24 protein-coding genes and 1 riboswitch are annotated in these 22311 nt (G+C 39.6%); of the genes, 16 read left to right on the forward strand and 8 right to left on the reverse strand.

What is annotated here, in order from left to right:
- Nucleotides 1-5 precede the first annotated feature (5 nt).
- The 3 genes from CSV67_RS11970 (at nt 6) to CSV67_RS11980 (ending at nt 2418) form a co-directional block, all read left to right on the forward strand.
- Nucleotides 6-479, forward strand: coding sequence for a flavin reductase family protein (locus CSV67_RS11970; protein ID WP_099631826.1), 474 nt, complete (start codon nt 6-8; stop codon nt 477-479).
- A 195-nt stretch (nt 480-674) separates the two neighbouring features.
- Nucleotides 675-1391, forward strand: a complete 717-nt coding sequence (locus CSV67_RS11975) for a toast rack family protein (protein WP_099631827.1) — start codon at nt 675-677, stop codon at nt 1389-1391.
- 115 nt (nt 1392-1506) lie between these two features.
- Nucleotides 1507-2418: a DMT family transporter gene (locus tag CSV67_RS11980; RefSeq protein ID WP_099631828.1), complete on the forward strand. Its 912-nt coding sequence runs from the start codon at nt 1507-1509 to the stop codon at nt 2416-2418.
- Nucleotides 2419-2469: 51 nt separating this feature from the next.
- Here the strand turns inward: CSV67_RS11980 and CSV67_RS11985 are convergent, their stop codons facing one another.
- Both CSV67_RS11985 and CSV67_RS11990 read right to left on the reverse strand, forming a co-directional pair.
- Nucleotides 2470-2766: a hypothetical protein gene (locus CSV67_RS11985; protein WP_099631829.1), complete on the reverse strand. Its 297-nt coding sequence runs from the start codon at nt 2764-2766 to the stop codon at nt 2470-2472.
- 134 nt (nt 2767-2900) lie between these two features.
- Nucleotides 2901-3665: an SH3 domain-containing protein gene (locus tag CSV67_RS11990; RefSeq protein ID WP_099631830.1), complete on the reverse strand. Its 765-nt coding sequence runs from the start codon at nt 3663-3665 to the stop codon at nt 2901-2903.
- A 287-nt stretch (nt 3666-3952) separates the two neighbouring features.
- Between CSV67_RS11990 and CSV67_RS11995 the strand changes: the two genes are divergently transcribed.
- From CSV67_RS11995 to CSV67_RS12005, 3 genes are all read left to right on the forward strand, one after another.
- Nucleotides 3953-4366, forward strand: coding sequence for a carboxymuconolactone decarboxylase family protein (locus tag CSV67_RS11995; RefSeq protein ID WP_099631831.1), 414 nt, complete (start codon nt 3953-3955; stop codon nt 4364-4366).
- 175 nt (nt 4367-4541) lie between these two features.
- Nucleotides 4542-5189 carry a 5,6-dimethylbenzimidazole synthase gene (bluB, locus tag CSV67_RS12000; protein ID WP_099631832.1) on the forward strand — a complete coding sequence of 216 codons (648 nt, stop codon included), beginning with the start codon at nt 4542-4544 and terminating at the stop codon, nt 5187-5189.
- Nucleotides 5190-5399: 210 nt separating this feature from the next.
- Nucleotides 5400-6362 carry a tRNA dihydrouridine synthase gene (locus CSV67_RS12005; protein ID WP_099631833.1) on the forward strand — a complete coding sequence of 321 codons (963 nt, stop codon included), beginning with the start codon at nt 5400-5402 and terminating at the stop codon, nt 6360-6362.
- Nucleotides 6363-6490: 128 nt separating this feature from the next.
- Here CSV67_RS12005 and CSV67_RS12010 read toward each other — a convergent pair whose 3' ends face one another.
- On the reverse strand, nt 6491-7657 hold the full coding sequence (locus tag CSV67_RS12010; RefSeq protein WP_099631834.1) for a pyridoxal phosphate-dependent aminotransferase: 1167 nt from the start codon (nt 7655-7657) through the stop codon (nt 6491-6493).
- A 229-nt stretch (nt 7658-7886) separates the two neighbouring features.
- A riboswitch (SAM riboswitch) is annotated at nt 7887-7998 on the forward strand.
- A 116-nt stretch (nt 7999-8114) separates the two neighbouring features.
- Between CSV67_RS12010 and CSV67_RS12015 the strand changes: the two genes are divergently transcribed.
- From CSV67_RS12015 to CSV67_RS12025, 3 genes are read left to right on the forward strand one after another with little or no spacing between them, the layout of a single operon-like run.
- Nucleotides 8115-9128, forward strand: a complete 1014-nt coding sequence (locus CSV67_RS12015; protein WP_099631835.1) for a methionine ABC transporter ATP-binding protein — start codon at nt 8115-8117, stop codon at nt 9126-9128.
- Complete coding sequence (locus CSV67_RS12020) at nt 9121-9789, forward strand: methionine ABC transporter permease (protein ID WP_099631836.1); 669 nt, start codon at nt 9121-9123, stop codon at nt 9787-9789. Before CSV67_RS12015 ends, CSV67_RS12020 begins: the two co-directional genes overlap by 8 nt.
- A 17-nt stretch (nt 9790-9806) precedes the next feature.
- Nucleotides 9807-10631, forward strand: coding sequence for a MetQ/NlpA family ABC transporter substrate-binding protein (locus tag CSV67_RS12025; RefSeq protein WP_099631837.1), 825 nt, complete (start codon nt 9807-9809; stop codon nt 10629-10631).
- Nucleotides 10632-10718: 87 nt separating this feature from the next.
- On the opposite strand, the gene sdaAA is transcribed toward CSV67_RS12025, so the two are convergent.
- A complete protein-coding gene (gene sdaAA / locus CSV67_RS17040) occupies nt 10719-12296 on the reverse strand; it encodes an L-serine ammonia-lyase, iron-sulfur-dependent, subunit alpha (RefSeq protein ID WP_099631838.1) in 1578 nt (525 codons plus the stop codon).
- Between the two features lie 416 nt (nt 12297-12712).
- Here sdaAA and CSV67_RS12035 point away from each other — a divergent pair, with 416 nt between their 5' ends.
- Nucleotides 12713-13198, forward strand: coding sequence for an STAS domain-containing protein (locus CSV67_RS12035; RefSeq protein ID WP_099631839.1), 486 nt, complete (start codon nt 12713-12715; stop codon nt 13196-13198).
- 57 nt (nt 13199-13255) lie between these two features.
- Here CSV67_RS12035 and CSV67_RS12040 read toward each other — a convergent pair whose 3' ends face one another.
- The gene (locus tag CSV67_RS12040) at nt 13256-13693 is read right to left on the reverse strand and encodes a universal stress protein (protein ID WP_099631840.1); all 438 of its coding nucleotides are present in this window, start codon (nt 13691-13693) and stop codon (nt 13256-13258) included.
- Nucleotides 13694-13991: 298 nt separating this feature from the next.
- Between CSV67_RS12040 and CSV67_RS12045 the strand changes: the two genes are divergently transcribed.
- Nucleotides 13992-14558 (forward strand): DUF4256 domain-containing protein, encoded by a 567-nt coding sequence (locus CSV67_RS12045; protein WP_099631841.1) that lies wholly within the window; start codon nt 13992-13994, stop codon nt 14556-14558.
- 107 nt (nt 14559-14665) lie between these two features.
- On the forward strand, nt 14666-15301 hold the full coding sequence (locus CSV67_RS12050) for a GGDEF domain-containing protein (RefSeq protein WP_099631842.1): 636 nt from the start codon (nt 14666-14668) through the stop codon (nt 15299-15301).
- 160 nt (nt 15302-15461) lie between these two features.
- Here CSV67_RS12050 and CSV67_RS12055 read toward each other — a convergent pair whose 3' ends face one another.
- Nucleotides 15462-16106: a reverse transcriptase-like protein gene (locus CSV67_RS12055; protein ID WP_099631843.1), complete on the reverse strand. Its 645-nt coding sequence runs from the start codon at nt 16104-16106 to the stop codon at nt 15462-15464.
- Nucleotides 16107-16517: 411 nt separating this feature from the next.
- On the reverse strand, nt 16518-17771 hold the full coding sequence (locus CSV67_RS12060; protein ID WP_099631844.1) for a dicarboxylate/amino acid:cation symporter: 1254 nt from the start codon (nt 17769-17771) through the stop codon (nt 16518-16520).
- Between the two features lie 202 nt (nt 17772-17973).
- Between CSV67_RS12060 and CSV67_RS12065 the strand changes: the two genes are divergently transcribed.
- The 4 genes from CSV67_RS12065 to CSV67_RS12080 all read left to right on the forward strand — a co-directional run bounded on the left by CSV67_RS12065 (nt 17974) and on the right by CSV67_RS12080 (nt 20901).
- Nucleotides 17974-18669 (forward strand): TetR/AcrR family transcriptional regulator, encoded by a 696-nt coding sequence (locus tag CSV67_RS12065; protein ID WP_158232934.1) that lies wholly within the window; start codon nt 17974-17976, stop codon nt 18667-18669.
- Nucleotides 18670-19109: 440 nt separating this feature from the next.
- Nucleotides 19110-19661, forward strand: coding sequence for a biotin transporter BioY (locus tag CSV67_RS12070; RefSeq protein WP_099631846.1), 552 nt, complete (start codon nt 19110-19112; stop codon nt 19659-19661).
- Nucleotides 19662-19825: 164 nt separating this feature from the next.
- On the forward strand, nt 19826-20239 hold the full coding sequence (locus CSV67_RS12075) for a universal stress protein (RefSeq protein WP_099631847.1): 414 nt from the start codon (nt 19826-19828) through the stop codon (nt 20237-20239).
- A 251-nt stretch (nt 20240-20490) separates the two neighbouring features.
- A complete protein-coding gene (locus CSV67_RS12080; RefSeq protein ID WP_099631848.1) occupies nt 20491-20901 on the forward strand; it encodes a universal stress protein in 411 nt (136 codons plus the stop codon).
- Nucleotides 20902-20956: 55 nt separating this feature from the next.
- Here the strand turns inward: CSV67_RS12080 and CSV67_RS12085 are convergent, their stop codons facing one another.
- Nucleotides 20957-22219, reverse strand: a complete 1263-nt coding sequence (locus CSV67_RS12085; protein ID WP_099631849.1) for a dicarboxylate/amino acid:cation symporter — start codon at nt 22217-22219, stop codon at nt 20957-20959.
- Nucleotides 22220-22311: the final 92 nt, after the last annotated feature.

Here is a 22311-nt window from a genome sequence, read left to right on the forward strand (position 1 = left end):
TATAAATGGATATTAAAGAATTTAGAAACTGCATGGGGAAATTTGCAACTGGGGTAACCGTTGTGACGTGCAAAACAGAAAATGGATCTCATGGATTAACAGCGAACTCATTTACTTCCGTATCATTAGATCCACCTCTTGTATTAGTGTCAGTGGACCGTAAAACAAAAGCATTTGAACATATGAAAAAAAATGCATTTACCGTTAATATTTTAAATTCTGGCCAAGAGGAGGTCGCGATGCATTTTGCAGGACGACCGAAAGAAGTTGCACCTTTTAACTGGATTGAAGGTGAACATGCCCCTCGCCTAGAAGAGTCGCTTGCTTATATTGAATGTAAGCCATGGCAAGAATATGATGGCGGTGATCATGTGTTATTTGTTGGTGAAGTACAGAACTTCGTAAATAATGAAGGGGATGCTCTAACATATTTCGCTGGCAAATTTGGGAAACTAACAAAAGAGATAGTAAAAGTTTAAACATAATTAATATGGAAATTGCTTATGCTGAATTGTGATGTATCAGTGTAAGCATTTTTTCGTCTTAATAAGAAATAATCACCAATAGAACTCCATATAATGTACCGCTCAGACCTTAGACTGATGTACAGTTCAGTCATCTGATGGACTCAATTTTATCAAGTATCGCTTATGATAGAGTAAAGGGGTGCGAATATGCGGAAAAAACTGATAATACTGGTTGGAGTAGTGCTGTTAGGTGTAGTTAGCTTTTGGGTATATGACTGGTTGAAAACAGACAGGGTTTCTGGTGCATTATCCATTGAAAAGGACCATGCGAAGTCACTGGATGTAGCGATACGTTTTGGTGCAGGAAAACTTCTAATTGAGGGCGGAGCCACGGGATGGGTGGATGGGGACATTGATACGAGTGTGAAAAAATGGTACCCGTCCGTTACGTATAAGAATAAAAGAGATGTAGGATATGTGGAGATTCAGCAAAAAATGAAAGGTTTTTCAGCTTTGCGGAAGCAACGAAATGATTGGAATCTTCAACTGACAAATGAAATACCTGTGAATCTTGACGTTGAAATGGGTGTATCCGATTCAGAATTGAGATTGGCAGGAATTCCACTTAATCATTTAGCAATTGACGCTGGCGTTGGTGATACCCTAATCAATTTAGATGGCGAATGGAAGGATGGTTTTGACGCGGATATCAACTTAGGAGTGGGCGATGCAAAAATTTATTTACCTAAAGGGACTGGAGTTAAAATATCCGTTTCAAAGGGTATTGGTAGCGTGGGAACGAAGGGCTTACTATCTAAGGGCAAAGACATCTATGTAAATGAAGCATACGATCATTCGGATACTACCATTCATTTGAAAGTTAATGTTGGTGTAGGGAGTGTAGATTTTTTACTTATGGAGTAGCAGGAAATTTACAGTAACCCACTGAAAATGAAGTGAATTCTGAGATGATACACAATCGAAGTAGATATGCATTAAATGGGACCATCAACGCATGTAGTAGACTGGGGGGATCAAGGTGGAAACGTTGCCTGGCGCGAAGCCATATGTACTCACAATTGCAGGAGCCGTCTGTTGGGGATTGATCGGTTTATTCATAGCGCCACTGTATGCACGAGGATTCACAGCTTGGGATGTAGTAGCGATTCGAGGAATCTTCAGCTTTGTGTTTTTGTTTGCCATTATGATGCTGTTTTTTCGTGATCAGTTACGGACACGAATAAAAGATCATTTATTTTTTGCGAGTGCAGGTATTTTCAGTCTTTCACTATTTAACTACTTTTACTTCGAAGTGTTTTCACGATCCAGCTTGTCTCTTGCCGTGACGTTATTATATACAGGACCGATATTCGTGATGGTTTTATCGCGGATCTTCTTTAAGGAACCGCTGACCACACGCAAAGTTTTAGCATTAGCATCAGCTATTGTAGGTTGTGCATTAGTGGTTAGGCTATTGCCGCTCGGATCGGAAAGTATTCCGAGTCAGACGCTGTTCATGGGTGTTCTTTCGGGGTTTTGCTATGCATTGTATAGTGTTTTCACCAAGCCGATAACGAAAAGATATTCGGCATTGACGATTACTACGTATACATTCTTTTATATGGCCTTTTTCATGTCGATGACAAGTGATATCTGGCGCAAGGTCGATACATTTCAACATATTGATGTTTGGATAGCGGCTTTACTACTGGCGTTAGTTTCCACTGTGGCAGCGTATGTGTTATATACATCGGGTTTAAAGCATTTAGAAGCAGGAAAGGCATCGATTCTTGCGACGATTGAACCCATTGTTGCAGTTATAGTTGGCGTATTGTTTCTCGGTGATCAATTGCTTCCGTTACAGTTAGTCGGCATCGCACTTGTGTTATATTCAGCCATCCTAATAGTAGGTAGGAAAGTGAAAAATGGTGAAACCTGTGAGAGAAACTAACCACGTTTGATGGCATAAGCAAACGGAAAATTTTTCTCTCACAAGCGCGTTTTATGATTTGAATTTACCTATTTCATCTGCAATCACAAATGCCAAATCATCATTACCGAATAGTTGTAGCACATCCAGCATCGTTTCATTATCTATATGTAGCTCGTCGAATTCATCATTGCTTTCCACGACTTCCTTTAGCGCGGGATTTGCTTGTTGTTCTGGATATGCTCTCTGATAAAGTGCTTGCGGGTCCAGTTTATGATTCGCGCACCACTGGACAAATAAGCGGATCATCAAGTTTTCGTCGTCTTTATATTTTTGAATGACTTGTTCCTCGATACTTTTAAACTCCATAGTGCAGACCTCCCTAATTGTTTGGTTGTTTTAAGTATAAACGATAGGGAGACTATCTAGTAGTAAATGTGGTTGATATTGATCGGGATAGAAAAACGCTGCTCTATTCTGGCAGCGTTTTTTATTTATCAATATTATTTCTTTTGCTTCACAGCAGTTAACTCCGTATAAACTTTCCCATTTATATCTGTGCTTTTGATAATTCCAATCCCTTTTGCAAGATATTCCCTGGAACCGTTCGGGTAACGAAGTATGACGACATTGCGGAAAGAACCGGCTTTAACTTTGATCGTCTTTGTCGTGCTTTCCACTAATACTTTATAGTTTTGTTCAAAATGGTATTCGGTAAAGCTTGTACCTTGTCTTAAAGGAAGTACGGCATCAACAAAAATAAAGTCAGATTCTGCCACTCCCATTAAAAGTCTATTTTTGTCTTCATGATATACAAATTCTGCATAAGAGAAAGGCGATTTTTTATTCTTATTGAATAAGTAAGTAGTTTCTCCATCTCTTCTAGTAATAAAAGTTTCTTTAGTATTAACCATAAATGAAGGCTCGTAAGTGAGGGTCAGACCACCCGCTGGCGACAAACCACCGTTTACAGTAGTGGGTGCGGCGTTAGGATTCTTTTTAGACAATGCGGACGTATACACGAATCCCTTACTCTTGCCTGCTTGTACATGTGACCATCCATTGGATGAAGAAAAGACCGTTAACTTGGAATGGTTTTTGATAGTACCCATTCTATCTGCATTTTGGGATGGCTTTGTGCGTAGTACGATGTCATTCTTTGCATGCACATACATAGTAGTCGTTTTCGCTGCTGCATTTGTCCCAGTGGGAAGAGCGATGGAAAAGCTTAGTACTGCTAACATAAATGCGAATATCAATTTTTTCATGTAAGTCACTCCTTATTTATAGTTACTTGTATGCATGATTACGAATAAATCGTAATAGGACCATACTATCAAATCATACTATTTCACTTGCTAGTTTAGCAAGCTAGTATGCAAGTTATTTATTTTGTGTTGCACGTAGTAGTTACCATTGTAAAGGCAGACGAATGATTTTGTATTCTTACAAAGTTTGCTACACTAGTAGTATCACCGCTAGTCAATGATACGACAGAACGCGTACGTACAGTTTTGATGAAATAGCGGATACTATAATCGAGGAGGTTTTTGAAATGGCGGAAGATCGCTATCAGCGTGGTTTGGAAAAGTTAATGGAACTTACGTTATCGGGTGAAGATAACCCAGCAGGTGAGATGGAAATTGGAGAGAGCTTCAAAGATGTAGCACCGGATTTGACTAAATATGTTGTAGAATTTGCATTTGGAGATATTTATTCGCGACCTGGATTGGATAATAAACAGAAGGTCCTGACGACGATTACGGCTCTTGTGGCACAAGGCAAGCCGCAAATTCAGATGCATATCAAAACAGGTCTTGATGTAGGCTTGACGCCGGACGAGATTATCGGTTGTATTATGCACCTAATACCGTACACAGGATTCCCGAGCGTGCTGAATGCTCTATCTGTCGCTCAAACAGTATTTGCGGAACGTGGAGTATCCATTACGAAAACGGACGAGACTTGAGCATATTTATTTCGAATGGTATATCGTAAAGTGGCTTCAACCGATGATTTTTAAAACGGTTGAAGCCACTTTTATTATCTTTGAAATGGACTAACTACTTCACTATAATAAACTCGTGTTGATCGATAACAAACAGTACACTATATTACGTAAACGACTAGGGGAGAGATGGCACGTGTTTTCGAAAGAAGAAAAAGATGCAATTTACAAGGTAATTTATAATAGAAGAGATGTGCGAAGTTTTTTACCGACTCCTATTCCGGAAGAGGCGATACATAACATATTAAAAGCCGCTCACCAAGCACCTTCAGTCGGCTTCATGCAACCTTGGAATTTCGTGATCGTTTCATCTGATGAAACGAAAGAAAAGTTGGCCTGGGCAGCTGACAAAGAAAGACGCGCGCTAGCGATTCATTATGAAGACGAGGCAGAAAAAGAGACAAAGTTCCTTGGCTTAAAAATACAAGGATTGAAAGAAGCACCCATCACTATTTGCGTAACATGTGATCCGACGCGTGGTGGTTCACATGTCTTAGGACGTAATTCCATTCCTGAAACAGACATGTTATCGACTGCTTGCGCCATACAGAATATGTGGCTAGCAGCATGTGCAGAAGGACTGGCAATGGGTTGGGTGAGTTTTTATAAAAAGAATGATGTACGCGATATTTTGAGCATCCCTCCTCATATTGAACCGATTGCTCTTCTATCTATTGGTTATACGGAGCATTATCCTACTGCGCCTATATTAGAAACAGCTAATTGGGAAAAACGACGAAGGCTAGATGATTTAATTTTTACAGATCAGTGGAATAATCGATAATTGTATAGTGGTTAGTGACTACAGCTGACGTGGCCATGACAAATAGGAGTAGTTTACTAATAATTTTTGGTGGTAGCTCAAAGAAGTGGAATTCATCGATGCATTTTTTGTATAATGGTAAGACTGGCATCTGTAGGGGATATGTATATATAATAAACCCATTTCTGTACACGCAGGTGAAAGTTATGAAGAGAGGATTTGAACGTAACAATGAGTACTAATTTTTGGCGTGATCTACCACGACCATTTTTCATACTAGCACCGATGGAGGATGTGACGGATGTGGTTTTTCGTCACGTAGTTAGCGAAGCCGCACGTCCGGATGTATTCTTTACGGAATTTACAAATACGGAAAGTTTTTGTCATCCGGAAGGAATTTTCAGCGTGCGCGGACGTTTGGCATTTACAGAAGACGAACAGCCAATCGTTGCACACATTTGGGGGGACAAGCCTGAACATTTCCGCGACATGAGTATTGGGATGGCGGAACTTGGTTTTAAGGGATTGGATATTAATATGGGATGCCCTGTGCCAAATGTAGCAACAAAAGGTAAGGGTAGTGGTCTAATCAACCATCCTGAAACAGCTGCGGCAATTATTCAAGCAGCAAAAGCTGGCGGATTACCTGTTAGTGTAAAGACTCGTCTTGGCTACACAGACATTGAGGAATGGCACACATGGCTTAGACATGTACTGGAGCAAGATATTGCGAACTTGTCGATTCATCTTCGTACTCGCAAAGAAATGAGTAATGGGAGCGCGCATTGGGAATTGATTCCGGAGATTAAGAAACTTCGTGATGAAATAGCGCCCGACACGTTGCTGACGATCAATGGAGATATTCTCGATCGTCAAATGGGTATGGAGCTTGTGGAAAAGTACGGCGTCGATGGGGTTATGATTGGACGCGGAATTTTTAATAATCCATTTGCATTTGAAAAAGAGAAGAGAGAGCATGATCATAAAGAATTGCTGGATCTTTTGCGCCTTCATTTAGATCTTTTTGATAAATACTCGAAAGAACTTGAACCACGATTGTTTAAACCATTACGTCGATTCTTTAAGATTTATGTTAAAGGATTCCGTGGGGCAGCTGAACTTAGAAATGAATTAATGAATACAAATACGACAGATGAAGTGCGTGCATTACTGGATAATGTAGAACTTGATTAATGTATTTCAGAAAATCTATAGCTTAAATGATTTATTTATACATGTGAAAGCCTCCTTGCCATTCCAGGAATACTGGTTTGAGTAAGGAGGCTTTTTATATAATAGAGTAAAAGTAGAATTATATCTTGTTACTTAAATAAACCAAGCTTTTCAATACGGCGAACCGCTTCTTGCAACCGTTCTTCACTTTCTAACAACCCGACACGAATATATCCTTCTCCGTATACACCAAATCCGTTCCCTGGCGAAACCGCGACGTCTGCTTTATCCAGTAATAAGTCAGCGAAGGTTTCACTTGTAAAGCCTTCCGGGACAGGTAGCCAAGCGAAAAATGAGCCAGTAGGAGCTGTAACATCCCAACCGATGCGTTCACATTCCGTTAGTAATACCGTCAAACGACCTTCATAGAGCGCCACTAGCTCTTCAACGCATTGTTGGGGACCCGTCAATGCTTCAATAGCTGCACGTTGAATTGCTGGGAAGATGCCAGTGAATAAATGGTCTTGCAATACATTTAATGCTTCTATTATTTCAGAGTTGCCGACTGCAAAACCGACTCGCCAACCAGCCATATTGTACATTTTGGAAAGAGATAGCATTTCAATGCCGACTTCCTTTGCACCTTCAGTTTGTAAAAAACTAATCGGTTTCTTACCTTCAAAACCAATGCCACCATACGCAAAATCTTGTAAGACCGCAATCTGATGTTCTTTGGCAAATGCCACCGTTTTTTCATAAAACTCGGGTGTGGCTGTAACACCCGTTGGATTACTTGGATAGTTTAAGTACATGAGCTTGGCATCTTTTTTCTGATCATCCGTTAATTTATCGTAATCAGGGAGAAATCCATTCTCCTTACGTAGCGGCATCGTATCATATCGAATACCTGCTAAGCTGACGCCGGATAAGTAATCAGGATAACCCGGGTCTGGCAGCAATAATAATTCACCTTCATTCATAATAGCAAGAGGTAGTTCTACGACACCTATTTTTGTACCGCCAAGTACCGCAACTTCTGTTTCGGGATCAATCGTGACATTGTATTCACGCTGATAATATTCAGCGACTGCTTGTTTTAAAGCAAGGGTCCCCCGAAATGGAGAATAACCGTGTGTAGCTGGATCTTCAACTGCTTCTTGCAATGCTTTAATAATATGAGGAGGTGTTGGCTGATCAGGATTTCCACGTCCTAGGTTAATCACATCTCTGCCTTCATCCATAGCCTTTTCTATTTTATTTAATAATAATGTAAAGAAATGCGGAGGGAGTTGTTGTAATCGGTTGGATAATGCCATAGTCTATTCCTTCTTTCTTTGATAGGGTATGTGCGTTAAGTATACATAGATCATACTAGACTTTTCAATAGAAGGATGGTTATTCGATTCTAGAGAATTGCCAAAACTAGTAAATGGAATTTAAAACTGATAGAATAAGTCGGATATTCTAATGAATTGGCGTTATTCACCTTGACAGTTTTATTAATTCAGATTAGTATATGTTTTATGCATATAATTTAATAGCAATCTCTTATCAAGAGCGACGGAGGGAAATGGCCCGACGATGTCCAGCAACCCCTTGCATAATACAAGGAAGGTGCCAAATCCTACAGTATGGTTTTCCATCTGAGAGATAAGCTGAGAATATTTCAGTCCGTCTTTCATTTAGAAAAATGAAAGATTTTTTTATTTAGAAATAAACTATAACCAACTGTTGATGATTATTATTTACTTGAATGTAGAAAGAAGTGAGAACATGATCCAAATTCAACATTTGTCTAAGGAATATCAGACAAAAGAAAAAGTGATAAAAGGTGTAGATGACGTATCACTAGACATCGAGACTGGAGAAATATTTGGCATTGTCGGTTATTCAGGGGCCGGAAAAAGTTCTCTTATACGTTGTTTGAATTTGTTGGAAAGGCCAACGAGCGGCACTATTTTAATAGATGGTGTAAACTTAACGAAACTTTCAGGAATCGAGCTTCGGCAGGCACGCTTGAAGATCGGAATGATTTTTCAGCACTTTTATTTAATTAGTCAAAAGACCATTTTCGAAAATATCGCATTCGCTTTACAAGCAGCAAAAATGTCTTCAGATAAAATAGAGAGCCGTGTAATGGAACTTCTTGCAATGGTGGGGCTGTCTGACAAACGCAATGTATATCCTGCCCAGCTAAGCGGGGGACAGAAACAACGCGTTGGTATTGCGAGAGCACTAGCCAATAATCCATCCGTTTTGCTTTGTGATGAAGCGACATCCGCACTGGACCCTAACACGACCATGTCCATTTTACGATTGTTAAAAAAGATCAATCGAGAAATGAATATCACCATTGTTTTAATTACGCACGAGATGAATGTGGTAAAAGAGATTTGTGATCGCATGGCGATTATGCAAGACGGAAAAGTGATAGAAGAAGGGCAAGTATATGACATCTTTTCTCATCCAGTTCAACCATTGACGAAGGAGTTTATCAGCAGTGTGGTGTCTTACGACATTCCTGAAGCCGTCATGTCCAATTTGGTCGGTACATTGATAAAAATCACATTTAAAGGTGAAGTAGCGATGGAGGGTGTAATTTCCGATACGATGCAGAAATATAAGGTCAAAGGGAACTTCCTGCATGGTTCGATTGAATATATTCAAGAACGAGCACTTGGGATTTTCTTGATGGAATTACAAGGTGAGCGTGAAGAAGTGGAGCAAGGGATTGCATACATACTTGAACAAAACGCACAAGTGGAGGTGATCCGACAACATGTTTGATCTATCTCACATCATGGAACTCATGCCGGATATTACAAAAGCATTTGGTGAAACATTGTACATGATCGGCATCTCACTTACGATTGCGCTGATTATTGGATTGCCGCTTGGCGTTCTGTTATTTACAACAGATAGAGGATTATTTTTAGAGAACCGTGCAATTAATTCGGTTGTTGGGTTTCTCGTCAACATCATTCGCTCCATCCCATTTATTATACTACTTGTGGCTCTAATACCTTTGACGAAACTGATTGTCGGAAGTACGATTGGACCAGCAGCTGCCAGTGTATCGCTTTCCGTTGCAGCCATTCCTTTCTTTGCAAGAATTGTTGAAACATCCATGCGTGAAATTGATAAAGGGGTTATAGAAGCAGCAATTTCAACGGGTGCTTCGCCCTGGATGATTATTTGGAATGTGTTATTACCTGAATCAAAGTCGAGTATTATCCAAGGACTTACACTGACGTTAATCAACTTAGTTGCCTATTCAGCAATGGCTGGATTTGTTGGCGGAGGTGGAATTGGGGACCTCGCAATACGTTTTGGCTATTACCGATATGATGACAGTATTATGCTTGTCACCGTCGCCATTCTAATAGTACTGGTGCAGTTGATTCAATTTGGTGGGGATCGTTTTTCAAAAATGATAGATAAAAGATAATAGGGGAGAGATGGATTATGAAGAAACTGGTACTTGCATTCATTCTAACTGCGTTAGTTGCGGCATTAGCGGCTTGTGGAGAAGAAAAGTCTACTGAAAAATCGGATGACGATAAAAATATTCACTTTGGTGCAACTGCAGGTCCTTATAGTGACATGCTGAAAAAAGCAATACAACCTGGACTTGAGGAAAAAGGATATACCGTTGAAATCACGGAATTTAGTGATTATATACAACCCAATATTTCGTTGGATAGCGGAGATATAGATGCGAACCTGTTCCAAAATATCGCGTACTTGGAAAACTTCGAGAAAGAAAATAAAATGGAACTCTCTGAATTGATTATCGTACCGACCGCGCCATTAGGTATTTATTCAAACAAATATAAATCTCTTGATGAAATTGAAGAGGGATCAACTATTACTATTCCAAATGATCCAGTGAATGCTGCGAGAACGTTATACGTATTGGAAGATGTAGGGTTAGTGAAAATGGATGAAGGCATTGACCAATTAACGGCATCTGAAAAAGATATCACGGAGAACCCAAAAAACTTAGTGATTCAGCCGGTTGAAGCAGGACAATTGCCTCGTTCGGTAGAGGGGGCTGACTTAGCTGCAGTCCCTGGTAACTTTGCAATTGCAGCAAATATGGATTTGTTAGACGCATTAGCTTTAGAAGATATGCCCGATCAGTTCCGTAATGTTGTAGCCGTAAAAACAGAAAACGTAGATAAGCAATTTGCGAAGGACATTATTGAAGTAGTAGAATCTGAGCAGTTTTTAGAAGTGATTGAATCCGAATTTAAAGGTTTCGGTAAACCAGCTTGGATGGAAAAATAATAGTTGGATGTAAAGGAATACGGTAAAAAATATACCAGACTTGAAGACAATAGAAAGTGTCTTCAAGTCTGGTATTTTACTGCGTGTTTATTCTGTCTCTACTAATACAATATCATCAATAATAGGTACGTCGCGTTTTAACTCCATAAGCATTTCTTCATCTACAGAACTATCGATTTCACAAATCGTAATAGCGGGACCGTCAATTGCAAATCGTTCATTCGCCATACGGGCAATATTGATTCCTTTTCTCGAGAGAATACCTAAAAGATCTGCAATGACGCCTTTTTGATCGGTGTGGCGAATCAATAGTGCTGGACGTTCGCCTGAGAATTTTAATGGATAATCATCAAGTTCCTGGACTTCGATTTTGCCTCCGCCAAGTGAACTGGCGAGGACTTTTATTTTGTTGGTCGGTCCTGTTAACTCTACGAGCACGGTATTTGGATGATAGCTCCCAAGCACACGTTTCGTAAATTCATATTCTAATCCCGTCTCAATCGCAAGTTCTTTCGCATGCGGAATTTTATCATCTGTCGTATTGTACCCCATGACACCGGCAAGAAGTGCCAAGTCGGTACCGTGTCCTTGATAAGTCGTTGCGAAAGAACCCATTAGTGAAAACATCGCATAAATGGGTTGCTCGTTCAATAGCTGATGTGCAACGTTTCCAATTCGTACGGCTCCAGCAGTGTGGGAGCTTGATGGCCCAATCATGACAGGACCAATGATTTCATAGGCACTTTGGTATTTAGCAGGCGCACCACTGCTTTTTTCTTTTGACTCTTTTTCTTTCCCGAATACTTGGTTTTTCAGTTTTTGCCCTGTGGGTGTACCAGCTAGGCCACCGATACCCGTTTCGCGCAGTGACTCTGGCATATTCTGTCCGACTTCATGCATGACATGGATCACTTCGTCTGGAGGGATGATACTCACCACTCCTGCCATCGCCATATCTGCAGCCGCTTCAGCTGTGATGGCATGTAGTCCATTTCGAATGATACAAGGGATTTCTACAAGACCCGCCACAGGATCACAAACAAGTCCCAATGAGTTTTTCAGCGCAATACCTATTGCATGACCGACTTGGTCAGGTGTGCCACCGGCAAGTTCCACTAATGTTCCTGCCGCCATTGCAGTAGCGGAGCCGACTTCTGCTTGGCATCCTCCTGCAGCTCCAGAAATGGAAGCGCGATTGGCGATGACTAAGCCTAGCGCGGAAGCCGTGAACATGGATAAGACAATTTGTTCGCGTGTGTACTTGCCACTATCTAGCGCATGTACGAGAACGGCAGGCAAGATTCCTGCTGATCCCGCAGTAGGGGTTGCGACGATTCGTCCCATATTCGCATTTACCTCTGAGACAGCTAGCGCATTTGCAGCGGTGTGTAGAGTAGAAGGATGAACGAAAGAATTCCCCTTTTCGGCATAGTCATATAAGCGCTGTCCATCACCGCCAGTTAGTCCTGTGCGTGACATCACGGATGTAGTTGTCCCTTTACGAACAGCTTCTTCCATCACCGTAAACTGTTCTGACATTTTCTTGATGATAGTTTCCCTCTGCATGCTTTTTTGCTTAATTTCAGACTGAATCATTAACTCGTATATTGGTTTTTGACTCTGTTCCGCATGCTCGATCAGTTGGTTTAAGCTCGTGAATGCCATATGTGTTTGCTCCTTAAAGAGAACCGTTCGGATAGAAAGATTCAAGAACCATTCTCGTTGTATTTGATATAAGATACTCTTTTTTGAAAGCGCTTACCTTTTATTATTTGTTACTTTACGTGAAATGTCAATCAATCGAATAGATGCCGGAGCACCTAATGCCCATTATCTTGTGTATATGTTTACTAACTTTGAAGACCCGAGTTGTTGAATGAGTTCTGAAGGCAGCTTTGTATCCGGTTGATAGGTCATATAATTGAACCCCTATGATTGGGCGATTACTAAGTTAGTCTATAGTGTTAGACTTAAAGTTTCAATGATTTGCAACGAACTGGAATCATCTTATGGTATGATTAATCCATGAAAATATAAGTATGTGAATATACAATATTACTTGCTAGGTGGGGGACTCTTACATGAATGGAGAAACAAATTCAGCACAAGAAATTACAGAACTTAGAAAACAAATGATAAAGTATGAGAAAATTATAGAGGATTTATCAGCGCCCATAATTCCTTCTATCGTACCAGAAACCATTTTAGTTCCGCTAACCGGAGTTCTTTCAGTAGGACGCTTTATGCATATCCAAGAAAAGATTGTGCAAAGAATATCTGCTAACAACATACTTACAGTAGTCATTGATTTTACCGATATCAGCACATTGACAGTAGAAGAAAATATGGGGTATGAGTTATTGAGTGAAAAAATTAATGAATTGGTCAGTGTGTTGCAATTAATGGGCACAGAAACCATTTTTGTAGGTTTTTCACCGGAGTTTGCTCAAAATTTAATTCTATCCAATGTATCGAAATTTAATCAAATTCGTGCGTTTACGAATTTCCGTGAAGGTCTTCGATACTTATTGGATCAAAAGGGAATGGAAATTGTTTATAAAAAATAAACGAATACCTGTGTAACAGCGGATTTTTTAGTCTACTGTTATACAGGCATTCATGTATTATTTTACACTCCCTCGGACGACCAATACGTCACAGGATGCAGTCAAAACAATTGCCTCAGAGACAGAGCCTAGAAAAAAATGCTCTGCGTTCTTCACACCTTGAGCACCGCAGACGATTAAGTCGGCTTCTATTACTTGAGCAAGTTCTTTGGAAATACTTACTTTCGGATCACCATGTTTGATGTATGTTTCCACATCGTCAATACCTTTATCTTTAGCAAGGGTTTTATAGCTATTCAGCAAATCCCCTATGCGTTGCTCTTCCCGTTCCAGATAGGAAGTGTCATCTTCGTCAATCGAAAAGATATCAATGACGCTGACGATGTGCAATCTCGCATTTTCTTCTAGCTTTACAACTTCTATCGATTTATAAAAAGCCCGTCTTGCCTCACTTGAACCATCTACCGCGACTAGAATATTCATATATTCATTCATCTTAAAATCTCCTCCCGAAAATCAGGGTCATTTTTCATTAGTCCGATGTAATAACGATAGTATGGTAATAATCTGCTTATTATTATACCATGTTTATAAGTGAAATCTGTTAATCCATAGAAAAATCCGAGAGATCTGTGAGGTAGTACCTTTACGTTTTCTAGTCACCGGGCACAGTATGACAATTAATTTTCGTATGATAGTTTGAAAAAATGGCTCAACTACTTGTATAAAAAATTAAAATGAACATACTACACCTAGTAACCAGTGCGTTAGAGTGAATAAGGAGGAAGAGAACATGACAAATGTAAATAACAGGTTATCAACAGAACAACAGGAAAAAATCCTCGAAACACTTCAATTACGTTTCGTGAATAATATGTTTCGCCACGCAGATATGGATTGGTCTTCATTACATGCCAAGCTTTTAGAAAACGGGGAAAAGCTATGGTCCCTCAATGAAATGGAAGTTACAGGAGGGGAACCAGACGTGGTGGATTATGATGAAATCACGGACCAATATATCTTTTTTGATTGTTCAGCAGAGAGTCCTGTCGGTCGCCGAAGTGTTTGCTATGATCGAAAAGCTTTAGAATCTAGAAAGAAGAACAAGCCGGAGAATAACGCGATGGATCTGGCGAATGAGATGGGAATTGAATTATTGACAGAGGAACAATACCGTTGGCTCCAACAGTTTGGGGAGTTCGATAGAAAAACATCGAGCTGGGTGCAGACACCAGAAGAAATCAGGAAACGTGGTGGAGCTCTTTTTTGTGATCGTCGATATGATCAAGTATTTTTGTATCACAATGGAGCAGAGTCGTATTATGCTGCAAGAGGATTCCGAGGCTCACTCAGACTGTGAACTAGAAAGTACTATAGTCTGTGCATTTTCGATTAACCATTCTCTTTTCTAGTGTATTTCATCTGTGGTAAGATAAAGAAAAGAGTAGTTTGATATGGGGATATAGTATGGGGTATAGAGGTAGAGTAGTGGCAGTGTGTATTGTTATATTGTTCAATATCTTACGTTACGGCTATTACAATGTCTATTTAGGTTATCAGTTTGAAAAAAGTTTCTTTATTTTGACAGGGTTTTTTTTGCTAGTTGCCTGGATAGGTGGTAGGCAATACGACGTAGCCAAGTTTTACGCAGAGAAAGATCCGCTAACTAATGCATATAATCGGCGGACAATAGATAAAGTATTCAGGAAGCAGATTTCCCAATATAGTAATACAGGGAAGAAAATTGGCGTAGTATTAATCGATCTTGATGATTTTAAGAATATAAATGATACATTCGGTCATCAAACAGGTGATGAATTATTACGTCAAGTTGCCGAACTAATTATGAGTAATGCGAAAAAAGAAGATTATGTCGTGCGATGGGGTGGCGACGAGTTTGTGCATGTAATTCTCGATTTAAAAGAGGATACTCTTTCAGACTATGTTCGGTGTTTAAGAAGTAAATTATCCAATTTGGATATAGAATCGGTCAACGTTGTTAGCGCTTCAATGGGAATCGCAGTTTATCCGGATGATGGAGAGACTTTTGAGGCGTTGATTCAGAAAGCAGATACATCCATGTACGAAATGAAAAAAGCATAATTAGTTTCTAATCCTAGTTCAGTCTGCATAACAGACTGAACTAGGACTTTTGATATGAAAAATGTTGGTGATGTATTAAATGTACTATGCACTTCGGTAAGAGTTTAACGAATGATGCGACTCGGATATACAGGGTAGCTAGTAGTTATGCCTAAACTTCTCACGTTCTCTCAATGGTCGCTGTAATTTCCACACCCGTCAAAGCCTGTGTGGCTAGGCGGTCTGCTTCGCTGTTCTTCTTGCGTGAAATTAGTTCATACCGTGGTTGGAATCCTAAAGATTCCATCTTTTCTTCAATTTTATTCGACCAACTGTACAGTTCTTCTTCAATTACAGGCCATTCTTCGCTTAAATGATTGATTACGACCCGTGAGTCACCCATAATCTCAATGGGTAAATGGTGCGCTCCAAGCATTTCAAGTTCTTGCAAGCACAGATGAAGTGCTGCATATTCTGCTTCATTGTTTGAAGATAAGTGTGTAGTAGTGGCGTTTTTTCGTAGTCTATAAGATTTACCATTTTGGTTATAATAGAGGACGCAACCAAGACCGGCTAACTTTGTCTCCCAATCGAAACCACCATCGAAGTATACAGCAATATTATGTGGCTCTGTTTCGATGCCCTTCAGATAGCTTTTTAATTCCTTAATAGTCCAGGAACTATCAAATTGATCTGTAAACATGATTTGCTTTGTGCGACCTGTTTTCTCTAAGTCCTCAGCAATTATCAGGGCTTGGTCTGCAGGTAATTCTCCGGACTTGAAAACGGTTGGAGTTCCTTTTTTTTGATTTATAGTGCCATTCAATTAATACATTCAACGTGATCCCTCCCATATATTCAGTTTATCCGATAAAGACATATAAAAACCTATTAATAAGTAAATGATATCGACATAACGGAGATAATGAATATGATCTTGAGCCATACTTTTATGGAGGTACGAAAACGTATGCTTATGAAGTCTATGAACAATTTCAAGGGCATACGGTGAAGTCGGTCGTGAATGAAGTAACTTTTGCGGAAGGTTTTGCCATTGAGTCACAAGCCTGGTCCAAACAAATAATGGAAGCTATTAGGGAGACTGGAGGTACGTTCATTACTATCTCTGAAGATGAAATTTTAGAAGCCCGCATAAGTTTCCAACATGACAAAAAAATGCACGGAAAGCTGTCATGTTTTGTGCACATGAGAGTTTCCCGTACAGGAATTAGTGAAACTATGCAATTTCCGTATGTTTTGGCGCCTTTTCAACATCTGGCTCACCTAACACACCTTCTGTTTGAGCAACGATAACAGCACATGCAGCGTCACCGGTAATGTTGACAGCTGTACGCACCATGTCAAGTAAGCGATCTACTCCGAGAACGAGCGCAATTCCTTCAACCGGAAGTCCGACTGATGTCAGAACCATTGCTAGCATGATGAGGCCCGCACCTGGAACAGCAGCGGTTCCAATACTAGCCAGTACCGCTGTTAAAACAACAGTGAGTAACTGTCCCATAGTTAATTCAACGCCATAAGCCTGTGCGATGAAGATTACAGCTGCCCCTTGCATAATTGCGGTACCGTCCATATTAATAGTGGCCCCAAGGGATTGCGTGAACGAACTAATAGACTCGGGTACTTTTAACTTTTCCTGCGCTGTTTTCAATGAAATCGGTAGTGTTGCAGCAGAACTTGCTGTACTGAATGCAACAACTTGTGCTGGAAAGAAGTTTTTAAAGAACCAAATTGGGCTACGTTTACCGATCAATGCGATTGATCCGCCATAGACGAAAATGGTATGGATTAGGAGGGCTCCAAGAACGACTCCCATATACATACCCATTACCTTCAGTGCATCTATACCCTGGCTTCCAACAGCTGATGCAATCAAACCGAATGCTCCGTATGGCGCGAACTTCATGACAAATGTAATCAGATACATAATGAGTTCATTTGCTTGCTCGAAAAACTCTTTTACTCTTTCAACTTTACTACCCATCATGGCCATTCCAAAGCCAACCAATGCTGCAAAGAAGATAATCTGAAGCATATTACCTTCTGCCATAGCGCTAACCGGATTTGTAGGAATAATTCCTAATAGGGTTTCTGCTACTGGTGGAGCTTCTTGTGCTTCGTAAGTGGCATTGGCTGTTTCGAAATTACCTCCTTCACCAGGCTTTAGTAATAGACCGAGTGAAATTGCAATGACTAGGGCGATGGCTGTAGTTATCAAGAAATAGCCGATGGTCTTCCCACCAATTCTACCTAATTTCTTCGGATCACCAATTCCAACCGTTCCAAGGACGATAGAAATGAACACCACGGGCACGACTAGCATCTTCATCAGATTCAAGAAGATTATACCAAGTGGTTTAAAAAGAAATGCGTCGGCTTTTGTAAAAAGACTAGGTGTGAAGATATTCAATAGTAAACCGACGACGACCCCTGCGATTAGGGCAATAATAATATTTCTGGCCAACTTCATACATATCCCTCCTTAACATAATGTATTCAATTATAAAGTTAAAAATGAAAGCGCTTACTTTCTATTATTCGATATATTTTGGAGAATGTCAACTTATCTATTTGATATTTAACAGATTAGTAACTAGTTAAAGAGAAACAATAAAAGTGTGTATAGTCGAAGTGGCACCATTCCCAACTATGCAATTCGGAGAATAAATAGATTGATATCTTATAAAATTCAAAGTATTATTTGGTTTTTTTTGTGTGTCGCTGTACAATTAGTTTATCAATGGAGAATTATTATTTTAGAAAAGGAAGTGGGTCAACTGAAAAAAAGAGGCCGACGAGTAGGGGCAGATGGCGAAAAAAGTCGTAAAACACTTTTGGAAATTTCCGCTACACAATTCGCTATTCATGGTTTTTATAAAACGAAGATTAGTGAAATCGTGAAGGAAGCAAATGTTACACAGCCAACGTTCTACTTATATTTTAAAAGTAAAGAAGCTGTATTTCAGGAATTAGTCGATATATTCAAAGAAAAATTATATCATCAAGTAGCACAAAGCAAACTTCCCGCAGATATAGCAGAAGAAGGGCTAATGGAGCGAATTGCTTATGGTTTATGTGCTGTTTTTGAACTATTCCAGCAGAATGAAGAAGTTGCACGGATTGGTTTTGTTGTTTCAGAAGAAGCCGCTAACATTAAAGAACAAATGACCGCACAATTAGAACGTAATCTTAAAGAAGAAGCAGAGCTTGGATATTTTCATACCAATATAAACTTCGGCGTTGTCGCTACAGCAATGGTTGGAGCTATTGAATATCTCGCGATCACCAAACTTTGGACGGGAACACATAAACCAGAAGAACTGGCCGAAGAGATTACACTCTTATTTTTACAAGGGTTGAAAAAATAAGAATTGAATACAAAAGCATAAGCTCAAATATAGAGTTTATGCTTTTTACTTCTGAAAACATATCAAAATAGGTTGTTAAGCACATGAGAGATGGGACTCCAGTTGAAGGGGTATAATCCATGGATAAATACAAAAAAGAATCAAATTAGACAAGATGATGAAGAATCGCATGAAGGCAGTGAGATCAAACAGTGAAATCATTCAATTTTTCGTAATGCTTAGAATTGATAACATAATGGAAAAAGATACGTATTTGCTAGGGGGTGTATTACCTTCAGTAGCTAAAATGATAATGGAAGTATAAAAGTCTAAAAAATTGTAATCCATCTAACGCCCTAGAGTAAACAAATAACTAGAAACTATTGACACATATATTTATATACTATAAAATAAACGTCAACACTACTCAGGTAATGGTTTACTCAAAGGGGATTAGAGAAATGATAGACTCACGAAATAAATTGAAAATGATGATTGTAACCGCATTATTCGCAGCCATTATCGGTGTTATGGCACAGCTAACGATTCCACTACCATTAGTTCCGATTACAGGACAAACACTGGCAGTCGGTTTAGCAGCGACTATTTTAGGTTCACGTTATGGAACGATCTCTGTACTAGTATATTTAGCGATGGGAGCGGTAGGGATGCCTGTATTTTCAGGCATGTCTTCAGGGTTAGGTGTAATTTTTGGACCTACCGGCGGATTTCTAATTGGCTTTATCCCAACCGCATTCATTACGGGTTATTATATGGAGCGCACGAGTTTCAAACTACCGAATGCAATTATTGCAAATATCATTGGAATGTTCGTCGCCTTAGCGTTTGGTACAGTATGGCTAAAAATTATTGCGGAACTTTCTTGGACAGCTGCCGTCATGGCGGGCTTTGTTCCATTTTTAATCGGTGGTTTCATCAAAGCATTTCTTGCAGCGTGGGCGGGTATTACAGTTCGCGGAAGATTGCTCGCTAATCGATTATTGCTCGCTTAATTTAATCTCACAGTATAAAAAACGTTAATTCATATTATATGAGTTAACGTTTTTTTCAGATGTGATAGTCCATTCGTATTCCACATTAATTGGATTACTGAATATTATCGCGTTCTGGTATATACTAACAATAGCGAGTATTCGAAATAATGGGGGCTGTTAGTATGAAGATTGCTGTAGCTATAGATGGTTCTGAACATGCTTTTCGTGCAGCGAAATATGCGCTGACACTTTTAAAAGATGCACAAGACGCGGAGCTTGAAGTGATTTCCGTAACCGACTATAACAAAGTGGAAGATGAAAAACTCCTGTTGCAAAATCTAAAAAGCTTATCCTTATATCAAGATCGAATTGTGAGGCCAGTAGTGGAATTGGCGGAAAAAGTCGGAGTTAAAACGAGTATCACGCTGTTACGAGGAAATCCAGACCATGAAATCGTTACACATCTGCAGACAGCAAATGTTGAGCAATTGGTACTGGGTAGTCGTGGAATGAACATAATGCAGGAAGTAGTACTTGGTAGTGTAAGTCGCAGTGTAATGGAGCAAGCAAATTGTCCAGTAACAATTGTTAAGTAAATGAAGTGGTCATATGGTCTTGTTCACTGGACATTTATATTAGAATTATGGTTTTCTGGGAAGCTGATTGTTGGATTTTTGTTAAATAATTGGTAGAATGATTTTGGATTGATAGAACAGGGACTTACTGCTGGACTATACGATCCGTGAAAAGGGTATAGAGTATGAGAATGGAATGTTATGTCGGTGACGGAAGCTGAGAGAAGATCTCAATTGTAAAAACGAAGAAAGTAGTTTTAGGAGGTTTTATCATGAAGATTGCTGTGGCGGTAGATGGCTCAGATAATGCATTACGGGCAACAGATTATGCGATCATGTTAATGCAACAATTTTCTGGAGCGAAACTGGAATTGATCCATGTGATCGACTTTAATAAAGAAGATGAGCGATTGTTAAAACAAAGTCCTAACAGTCTTGCTATGTACCAGAAGAAGAAGATGCAATCTGCATTGAAGTTAGTCAATGATAGTGGAATAGTCGCAGAAGTTACAATGCTCCGGGGAAATCCGCATCAGCAAATCATTAAACATGTAAACACGAATGAAATTGACCATCTCATCCTAAGCAGTCGCGGTTTAAAATTACTTAAAAAGTTAGTTATGGGTAGTGTCAGTCAAAAAGTAATTAAACATGTGAATAGCTCTGTCACGATAATTAAATAAACAATATAAAGCAGAACTGCCGTAGCGTATCCTACAGATATGTTACGGCAGTTTTTTAGAGTCTTTTACTGTCGGCGTATGCTGGTTCTGGACTTTGCGTTTTCATATCGGTGATTGAAGAATTATCTTCCCACTTATCTAGTATCACGGCATTGGCTGTATTGCCAAATACGTTCAACAATGTACGGAAGCCATCAGTCAAACGATCCACTCCAGCGACAAGCGCAATACCCGCAAGAGGTAAATTGGCTGCGGCAAGTACAGTGGACATCATAATGATACCTGCACCTGGCACACCAGCTGTACTAAATGACACGACAAGTGCACTGACAATGATTGCTAAGATTTGTGCGCCACTCAGCTGGATATCAAATAGCTGAGCAACGAATAAAGCATTGAATGTCTGCAAAATGCAAGCACCGTCCCGTTTCAAGGCAGTTCCTAAAGGTATCGCAAAACCTGCAATCTCTTCTTTCATTTTAAATTCTTTTTTGCTATTTTCAATAGCGACCGGCAATGCTGCATTAGAGCTAGCCGTACCGAATGCGATACCGAATGTCGGCTGGAAGCTTTTCCAGAAGTGCTTTGGAGACACATGCAGGAAACTTAGAATAACAAAGTACGCGATAGCCATCAGTGTCAAAGCTAAGATTAATCCTAAAATATAAACAAATAATTTTTGCAAAATATCAAGACCTTGCGTGGCAATTACAGAACTAATTAAGGCGAAAACACCTATTGGCGATAATTTCAAAACAAGCATCGTAATCTTTTCTACGATAGTGTGTACGCTTTCTACGAATGAAAGAAATGGTTTTGCTTGACTGCCAGCCATACGAATTCCGATAACAACAATAATTGCCGTGAAGATAATCTGCAACAAATTCCCTGTGGCGAACGCTTCGAATGGATTGGTAGGAACTATCGAAATCAACCATTCAAGAATACCTTGTCCTTCCTTTGCCTCTCCCGCTGCCACTTCCCCTAAGCCATCTACCATATTCCCGGGTTTCAATACTGAAGCGGTGATGTAACCAATGACAAGCGCGAGTATGCTTGTGCTGATGTAAAGGAATAATAGCTTCCCTGTCAACCGTCCAACTTTTTCAGAGTGATCTATACTAGAGAAACCTACAATCAAAGATGTAAACACAATGGGTACTACTACGAACTGGATTAAGCTCAAGAAAATTTTACCGATTGGAGAAAGTACGTATTCATTCAATTGCGGTACTGCTTGCGGGAGAAAGATATTTACGATAATGCCGAAAATTATACCCGAAACAAGACCGACTGTGATTTTTGTTGAAAGTTTCATAGAAAACAACTCCTTAAATCCTTATTGATATAGTAGGTTTAATATAATGAAATATATATGTTTTGTCAATACTAATAATTCTAACTATTGAA

This window comes from Sporosarcina sp. P2 (assembly GCF_002743255.1).
Lineage (GTDB): Bacteria > Bacillota > Bacilli > Bacillales_A > Planococcaceae > Sporosarcina.

Excerpts from the sequence above, each read along its gene's own strand:
- CSV67_RS12025 (WP_099631837.1), top strand. The coding sequence starts at position 9,807 with ATGAAGAAACTGGTACTTGCATTCATTCTAACTGCGTTAGTTGCGGCA.
- CSV67_RS12035 (WP_099631839.1), top strand. The coding sequence starts at position 12,713 with ATGAATGGAGAAACAAATTCAGCACAAGAAATTACAGAACTTAGAAAA.
- CSV67_RS12050 (WP_099631842.1), top strand. The coding sequence starts at position 14,666 with ATGGGGTATAGAGGTAGAGTAGTGGCAGTGTGTATTGTTATATTGTTC.
- CSV67_RS12075 (WP_099631847.1), top strand. The coding sequence starts at position 19,826 with ATGAAGATTGCTGTAGCTATAGATGGTTCTGAACATGCTTTTCGTGCA.
- CSV67_RS11975 (WP_099631827.1), top strand. The coding sequence starts at position 675 with ATGCGGAAAAAACTGATAATACTGGTTGGAGTAGTGCTGTTAGGTGTA.
- CSV67_RS11970 (WP_099631826.1), top strand. The coding sequence starts at position 6 with ATGGATATTAAAGAATTTAGAAACTGCATGGGGAAATTTGCAACTGGG.
- CSV67_RS12070 (WP_099631846.1), top strand. The coding sequence starts at position 19,110 with ATGATAGACTCACGAAATAAATTGAAAATGATGATTGTAACCGCATTA.
- CSV67_RS11990 (WP_099631830.1), bottom strand. The coding sequence starts at position 3,665 with ATGAAAAAATTGATATTCGCATTTATGTTAGCAGTACTAAGCTTTTCC.
- CSV67_RS12045 (WP_099631841.1), top strand. The coding sequence starts at position 13,992 with ATGACAAATGTAAATAACAGGTTATCAACAGAACAACAGGAAAAAATC.
- CSV67_RS11985 (WP_099631829.1), bottom strand. The coding sequence starts at position 2,766 with ATGGAGTTTAAAAGTATCGAGGAACAAGTCATTCAAAAATATAAAGAC.
- CSV67_RS12015 (WP_099631835.1), top strand. The coding sequence starts at position 8,115 with ATGATCCAAATTCAACATTTGTCTAAGGAATATCAGACAAAAGAAAAA.
- CSV67_RS12080 (WP_099631848.1), top strand. The coding sequence starts at position 20,491 with ATGAAGATTGCTGTGGCGGTAGATGGCTCAGATAATGCATTACGGGCA.
- CSV67_RS12060 (WP_099631844.1), bottom strand. The coding sequence starts at position 17,771 with ATGAAGTTGGCCAGAAATATTATTATTGCCCTAATCGCAGGGGTCGTC.
- CSV67_RS12020 (WP_099631836.1), top strand. The coding sequence starts at position 9,121 with ATGTTTGATCTATCTCACATCATGGAACTCATGCCGGATATTACAAAA.
- CSV67_RS12005 (WP_099631833.1), top strand. The coding sequence starts at position 5,400 with ATGAGTACTAATTTTTGGCGTGATCTACCACGACCATTTTTCATACTA.
- CSV67_RS12040 (WP_099631840.1), bottom strand. The coding sequence starts at position 13,693 with ATGAATGAATATATGAATATTCTAGTCGCGGTAGATGGTTCAAGTGAG.
- CSV67_RS12010 (WP_099631834.1), bottom strand. The coding sequence starts at position 7,657 with ATGGCATTATCCAACCGATTACAACAACTCCCTCCGCATTTCTTTACA.
- CSV67_RS11995 (WP_099631831.1), top strand. The coding sequence starts at position 3,953 with ATGGCGGAAGATCGCTATCAGCGTGGTTTGGAAAAGTTAATGGAACTT.
- CSV67_RS12085 (WP_099631849.1), bottom strand. The coding sequence starts at position 22,219 with ATGAAACTTTCAACAAAAATCACAGTCGGTCTTGTTTCGGGTATAATT.
- sdaAA (WP_099631838.1), bottom strand. The coding sequence starts at position 12,296 with ATGGCATTCACGAGCTTAAACCAACTGATCGAGCATGCGGAACAGAGT.